Genomic DNA, 6,291 nt, shown 5'->3' with positions numbered 1-6,291 from the left:
GGTCGCGGACCTGACCCACTCCCTGACCGCCGAAGCAGCGGCCTACGTGGACCACCAGCTCGCGATCGCGGTCGGGCACGTGACCTGGGCGCTCATCGAACGCCTCGTCACCGAGGCGGTGATCCGGTTCGATCCCGAACGCGCCGAGGCGGAGCGTCAGAAGGCTGCTGATCAGCGGCACTTCGACATCGGCGAGGTCACCGCGGAAGGGCANNNGGCGATCGCACGCGAAGCCCACAACCTGGGTCAGCTCGGTGACGACTCGTCGCTCGACGTCCGCCGCTCCAAGGCCGCAGGGGTGATTGCCCGTCGTGACCTGATGCTCGACCTTGACATCGACGACCGGACCGAGCCGGGCCGCAAGGTCACGCTCAACCTCCACATCACCGACACCACTCTGACCGGTGCCAACCCGGTCGGACGCTGCGAGGAGACCCGGACCCCGGTCAGCGCCGAGCAGATCCGCGAGTGGCTCCAAGCCCCCGGCACCTCGATCATCGTCCGGCCGGTGGTCGACATCGCCGACTGCATCCCCGTGACCGCCTACGAGATCCCCGACCGTNCGGGTCGAGCTCCGCGACCANNCACCTGCCGCTTCCCCCACTGCACCCGCCCAGCGAAGCGCTGCGACCTCGACCACGCCACCCCGCACAACAAGGGCGGGCCGACGTGTCCGTGCAACCTCGTCCCCCTCTGCCGCCGGCACCACAGGGCCAAGACGCATTCCGCGTGGGACTACGTGATCACCAGCCCCGGCCAGTACGAGTGGACGAGCCCGACCGGCCTGATCTTCACCGTCGGCCCCGACCGATAGCGACCGAGCCCCGCACCCCGCCCATCCGGCGGGGCCAGCGGCATGTCCTGCCTAGGATCGTCCCGTGACCGCCGACCAGCTGTGGATCTCGAGCGTCCCCAGGTTCGGTGTCGTCCGCACCGTCATCGTGGATGGCTCCTTCGCGGCACGCTTCGACGACCTGAACGGTGACGGTCGGGAGATCGAGTTGAGCTTCTTCCGCTTCGACGCCGGCCAGTGGGAGGAGACGGCCAGCCTGGACGACACGAGGATGCCCGAGATCGGTGGGCGGCCGATCGTCCTCGCGTCCGGTTGGGATGCTCATGCCGTCGGACGCGGTCGTCCGGGACAGCGGTGGCAGCTGGAGTGGATCGACGGCACCCGCCTGGTGCAGGCCGACCCGGACGGGTGGTGGATCGCGTTCGCGGAGCACGACCTCACCCATGGACGGTTTCCGGAGCCCCGGGCTCCGGCCCGCCGACTGATCCCGGTCAGTCGCGCAGCCGGAACCCCGGGTGGTCCGCCCCGAGCAACCACTCCTCGGTGATGTGGATCCCCGTGATCCGCTCGAGAAGCGTCCATGACGCGGGCCACGTGTCGTACTCGAGGTCGAGGCCCTTCTCCTCCGGCAGAGGCTTCGACTTCTTGAAGTCCTGTCCCAGCATCGGTTCGAAGCTGCGGACCACCCTTCCTCTCCGCGCGACGAGGATGTGCGTGTCGGCGTTGATGCTGCTGGCGAACGAGGCTGCCACGCCCTCGCGGCTCAGCGCGCGGACGTACCGGTCGGGAAGATATCCGTAGGTGAACAGCACGACGCCGCGCTCGTGCTCGGCCACGATCACGCGGTCGTAGTCGTCCCACGTCGGCGAGCCGCGGACCGGATCGAGAATGCGGATGGCCTGCTCGTAGGTCATGCCGGGGATGGAGACAACCTGGTAGGCCTCGGGCGCGTACTCGCCCTCCGTCCACGCGTACGGGCGGTCGGGGTCCTTCGGCTCGCCGCCGGGAGGGGTGAAGGGAAGCAGAGCGTTGAGGTCGGAAAGGCTGTCCGGGTCGAGTCGCCAGCCGTCGGACTCGGACATCGTGTAGTCCGGCTGGCCCGACGACACCAGCATTGAGATCGATCCTGAGGCTCCGCACGGCTGGACGGGGGCGTAGTAGTCGTCGCTCATTCCCCGGACGTACAGCGGGACCTCGACCGTCTTCGACCGACCCGGGGCGATGAGTGAGGAGGGGCCCGTCGCGTAGCCGCTGGTCATCGGCTCCGCACAGTCCAGGCCGAGCATCGGGAGGGCGATGCGTTTCTGACCGACGTTCTTGACCCGCATCGTCGTGGTGACCCAGGGTCCGTCCTTGTCGCTGCCGACCTCCTTGACGGTCACCCGGACCCGGAGCCCGCCGACATCGATCGGCTCACCCAGCGGACGCAGGTCGCTTTCGCCCGCGGTGGCGTTCGACGACGGCTCCGGGTCGGCCTTTTGTCCGTCGTCGCACGCCGTCAGGCCCGCCACGACGACCGCCAGCACCGGCAGGACCCGAGACCACCTCATGGCCGCCGACCGTAGCCGCCGACCACCCCCGCCCGGACCCGAACGCCGACAATCGGGACCTCCGACCCGCGCGCAACCATCCGCCAACCTTCCCTCCCTAGCGTGAGCCAGGTCACAGGTCCCCTCAGCCCCAGGGAGCGTCATGGCCCGGATCAGCCTCTCCGTCGACGGTCAGCAGGTGACCGACGACGTCGAACCTCGCACGTTGCTCGTCCAGTACCTGCGCGAGCAGCTCGGCAAGACCGGCACCGTCGTCGGTTGCGACACCAGCAACTGCGGCGCGTGCACGGTCCACCTCAACGGTCGCAGCGTGAAGTCCTGCAACGTGCTGGCGGTGCAGGTGGACGGCGCCGAGGTCACCACGATCGAGGGCCTGGCCGGCGAGGACGGCAGCCTGCACCCGGTGCAGGAGGCCTTCCGTGAGTGCCACGGGCTGCAGTGCGGGTACTGCACGCCGGGCATGGTCATGCAGGCCGTCGACCTCCTCAACGAGAACCCCAGTCCGTCCGAGGAGGCCATCCGGCTCGGCCTCGAGGGCAACCTGTGCCGGTGCACCGGCTACCACAACATCGTGCGTGCCGTTCAGCACGCAGCCGGCACGACCACCGGTACGACGGAGGGGGCGTCCGCATGACCGCCACCCAGGAGCCCGCGGCCCAGCAGGAGATCGGGCGGGACCGCCGGCGCAAGGAGGACCAGCGGCTGATCACCGGCCGCACGCGCTGGACCGACAACATCACGTTGCCGGGGATGCTGCACCTCGCGATGGTGCGCAGCCCGTTCCCGCACGCCCGCATCACGAACATCGACACGGCCGCCGCGAAGGCCGCGACCAACGTGGTCGCCGTCTACACCGGCGCCGACCTCGGCGAGGGCCAGGGCGCGTGCATCAACGCCTGGCCCGTGGTGACCGACCAGGTCACGCCGGCGCACCTGCCGATGCCGATCGACCGGGTGGCCTTCGCGGGCGAGACGGTCGCGGTCGTCGTGGCCCGGTCCGCGGCCGCGGCGCGCGACGCCGCCGAGCTCGTGGAGGTCGACTACGAGGAGCTGCCGGCCGCGCTCGACCTCAAGGAGGCCGCGGCGGCGCACGAGAACGGGGGAGCGATCGCGCACCCCGATCTCGGCACCAACGTCAGCGCGGTCTGGCGCTTCGACTCGGCGGAGGCCGGGACGGGCGGCGACGTCGAGCAGGCGATCGCGGAGGCCCGTGAGAACGGCATCGTGATCGAGCGGGAGTACCGCCAGCAGCGGTTGATCCCGGCGTTCATGGAGCCGCGCAGCACCGTCGTGGACCCGACCGGCGAGCAGATCACGGTCTGGTCGGCGACCCAGGTACCCCACATCCTGCGCTTCGCGATGGCGGCCACGACCGGCGTACCCGAGTCCAAGATCCGGGTGATCGCGCCCGACGTCGGCGGCGGCTTCGGCGGCAAGCTGCAGCAGACACCGGAGGAGATGATCACCTTCGCGGTGGCGCGCCGGCTCGGCAAGCCGGTGAAGTTCACCGAGACGCGCAGCGAGTCCCTCCTCACCGCGCACCACGGCCGCGACCAGTGGCAGCGGCTCACCCTCGCGGCGACGAAGGAGGGCCGGGTCACCGGCCTCAAGGTCGACCTGCTCGCCGACCTCGGTGCCTACGTCGCGATCGTCGGCGGCGGCGTGCCGGTGCTCGGGGCGTTCATGTTCAACGCGATCTACAAGTTCCCGGCCTACCAGTTCCAGACCACCAACGTGCTCACCAACAAGACCTGGACCGACGCCTACCGCGGCGCCGGCCGGCCCGAGGCGACCTTCGCCATCGAGCGGCTGATGGACGAGCTGGCCAACGAGCTGGGGAAGGACCCGCTCGAGGTCCGGGAGCTGAACTGGATCACCCACGAGGAGTTCCCGTTCACCACGGTCGCCGGCCTCGAGTACGACTCGGGCAACTACGAGGCGGCCACCGCGCGCGCCAAGGAGATGTTCGGGTACGACGCCCTGCGCGCCGAGCAGGCCGAGCGCCGCGCCCGGGGCGACAAGGTCCAGCTCGGCCTGGGCGTCTCGACCTTCACCGAGATGTGCGGCCTCGCGCCGTCCCGCGTCCTCGGCAGCCTCAACTACGGTGCCGGCGGATGGGAGCACGCCGAGGTCCGGATGCTCGCCACCGGCAAGGTCGAGGTCGTGACGGGGGCGTCCGCCCACGGGCAGGGCCACGAGACGGCGTTCAGCCAGATCGCGGCCGACCGGCTCGGCGTCCCGTTCGAGGACGTAGAGGTCCTGCACGGAGACACGCAGATCTCCCACAAGGGCCTGGACACCTACGGGTCCCGCAGTCTGGTCGTCGGCGGTGAGGCCCTGGTGCGGGCCCTCGACAAGGTCATCGACAAGGCACGGCCGGTCGCGGCCCACCTGCTCGAGGCGGCCGCCGACGACCTCGAGTTCAGCGGCGGCCGGTTCACCGTCAAGGGGACCGACCAGGGGATGGCGATCCAGGAGATCGCCACGGCCGTCTTCGCCGCGCACAACCTCCCCGACGGGATGGAGCCCTCGCTCGACTCCGAGGCGACGTACGACCCCGTCAACTTCAACTACCCGCACGGCACGCACCTGTGCGCCGTCGAGGTCGACACCGAGACCGGACAGGTGAAGCTGCGCAAGTACGTCTGCTGCGACGACATCGGTGTGGTCATCAACCCGCTCATCGTCGCGGGGCAGGTGCACGGCGGCCTGGTGCAGGGCATCGCCCAGGCGCTGTGGGAGGAGGCCGTGTACGACGAGAACGGCACCTTGGTCACGGGCTCCTTCGTCGACTACCTGCTGCCGACGGCGGCCGACACGATCAGCTTCGAGATCGACCACACCACCTCGCCCTCGACGACGAACTCGCTCGGGACGAAGGGCGTCGGCGAGGCCGGCACCATCGCCTCGACGCCGGCCGTGGTGAACGCGGTCGTCGACGCGCTGCGTCCGTACGGCGTCCACGACGTGGCGATGCCGTGCACCCCCGAGCGCGTGTGGCGCGCGATCAACGAGGGCTCGCCCGGCGGCGAGACCACGGAGGCGGCGATGCCCCACTTCGACGAGACGGAAGGAGGGGTCCAGTGATCCCCGCAGCCTTCGAGTACGTCGCCCCGACCTCGGTCGAGGAGGCGCTGGCCGCGCTCGCCGAGCACGGTGACGACGCCAAGATCATCGCGGGCGGGCAGAGCCTGCTGCCCGTGCTGAGGATGCGCCTCAACGCACCCGAGTGGGTGATCGACCTCGGACGCATCGACAGCCTCCGCGGCGTCCGTGACGAGGGCGACCACCTCGTCATCGGCGCGATGACCACCCACCACGACGTCGGCCAGGACCCGCTCGTGCACGAGCACGCCCTGCTGATCAGCAAGGCGATCACGCACCTCGCCGACGCCCAGGTCCGGCACCGCGGCACCTTCGGGGGCGCCCTCGCGCACGCCGACCCCGCAGGCGATCTCGGGGCGCCTGCGCGGGCCCTCGGCGCGACCTTCGTCGCGCAGGGTCCGGGTGGCAGCCGGGAGATCAGCGCCGAGGACTTCTTCGTCGACCTCTTCGAGACAGCCCTGTCCGACGACGAGATCCTGACGGCGGTGAAGGTGCCGAAGTACGACGGCTGGGGGGCGACGTACGAGAAGTTCGTCCGGATCGCGCACCAGTGGCCGATCGTGGCGGTGGCGGCGACGGTGCGGATGGACGGCGACACCATCGCCGAGGCGCGGATCGGGCTCACCAACATGGGCTCCACGCCGCTGCGGGCGCAGGCGGCCGAGCAGGCGCTGGTCGGGCAGCCCGCGACCGAGGAGGGCGTGGCCGCGGCCGCCGCCCTCGCGGCCGAGGGCACGAACCCGCCGAGCGACCTCAACGGCGACGCCGACTACCGGCGCCACCTCGCCACGGTCCTGACCCGGCGCGCCGTGCTCTCGGCGGCCGGCAGGGGCTGAGGCACGC

5 protein-coding genes are annotated in these 6,291 nt (G+C 70.6%); 4 read left to right on the top strand and 1 reads right to left on the bottom strand.

Annotated elements, in window-relative coordinates; genetic code table 11:
- Positions 1 to 878 precede the first annotated feature (878 nt).
- Positions 879 to 1,340, top strand: coding sequence for a hypothetical protein (locus ASE20_RS10500; protein WP_056894515.1), 462 nt, complete (start codon positions 879 to 881; stop codon positions 1,338 to 1,340).
- On the opposite strand, the gene ASE20_RS10495 is transcribed toward ASE20_RS10500, so the two are convergent.
- Complete coding sequence (locus ASE20_RS10495) at positions 1,285 to 2,343, bottom strand: hypothetical protein (RefSeq protein WP_157538430.1); 1,059 nt, start codon at positions 2,341 to 2,343, stop codon at positions 1,285 to 1,287. The genes ASE20_RS10500 and ASE20_RS10495 overlap by 56 nt on opposite strands.
- A gap of 142 nt (positions 2,344 to 2,485) precedes the next feature.
- Between ASE20_RS10495 and ASE20_RS10490 the strand changes: the two genes are divergently transcribed.
- The 3 genes from ASE20_RS10490 to ASE20_RS10480 are packed head-to-tail and all read left to right on the top strand — an operon-like array spanning position 2,486 to position 6,284.
- Positions 2,486 to 2,977 carry a (2Fe-2S)-binding protein gene (locus ASE20_RS10490; RefSeq protein WP_056894513.1) on the top strand — a complete coding sequence of 164 codons (492 nt, stop codon included), beginning with the start codon at positions 2,486 to 2,488 and terminating at the stop codon, positions 2,975 to 2,977.
- Positions 2,974 to 5,430 carry a xanthine dehydrogenase family protein molybdopterin-binding subunit gene (locus ASE20_RS10485; RefSeq protein WP_056894512.1) on the top strand — a complete coding sequence of 819 codons (2,457 nt, stop codon included), beginning with the start codon at positions 2,974 to 2,976 and terminating at the stop codon, positions 5,428 to 5,430. Before ASE20_RS10490 ends, ASE20_RS10485 begins: the two co-directional genes overlap by 4 nt.
- Positions 5,427 to 6,284: an FAD binding domain-containing protein gene (locus tag ASE20_RS10480; RefSeq protein WP_056894511.1), complete on the top strand. Its 858-nt coding sequence runs from the start codon at positions 5,427 to 5,429 to the stop codon at positions 6,282 to 6,284. Before ASE20_RS10485 ends, ASE20_RS10480 begins: the two co-directional genes overlap by 4 nt.
- Positions 6,285 to 6,291 lie beyond the last annotated feature (7 nt).

The sequence above is a fragment of the Nocardioides sp. Root240 genome, assembly GCF_001428825.1.
Taxonomy (GTDB): Bacteria; Actinomycetota; Actinomycetes; order Propionibacteriales; family Nocardioidaceae; genus Nocardioides.
This window is presented reverse-complemented; position numbering and strand designations above follow the sequence as displayed.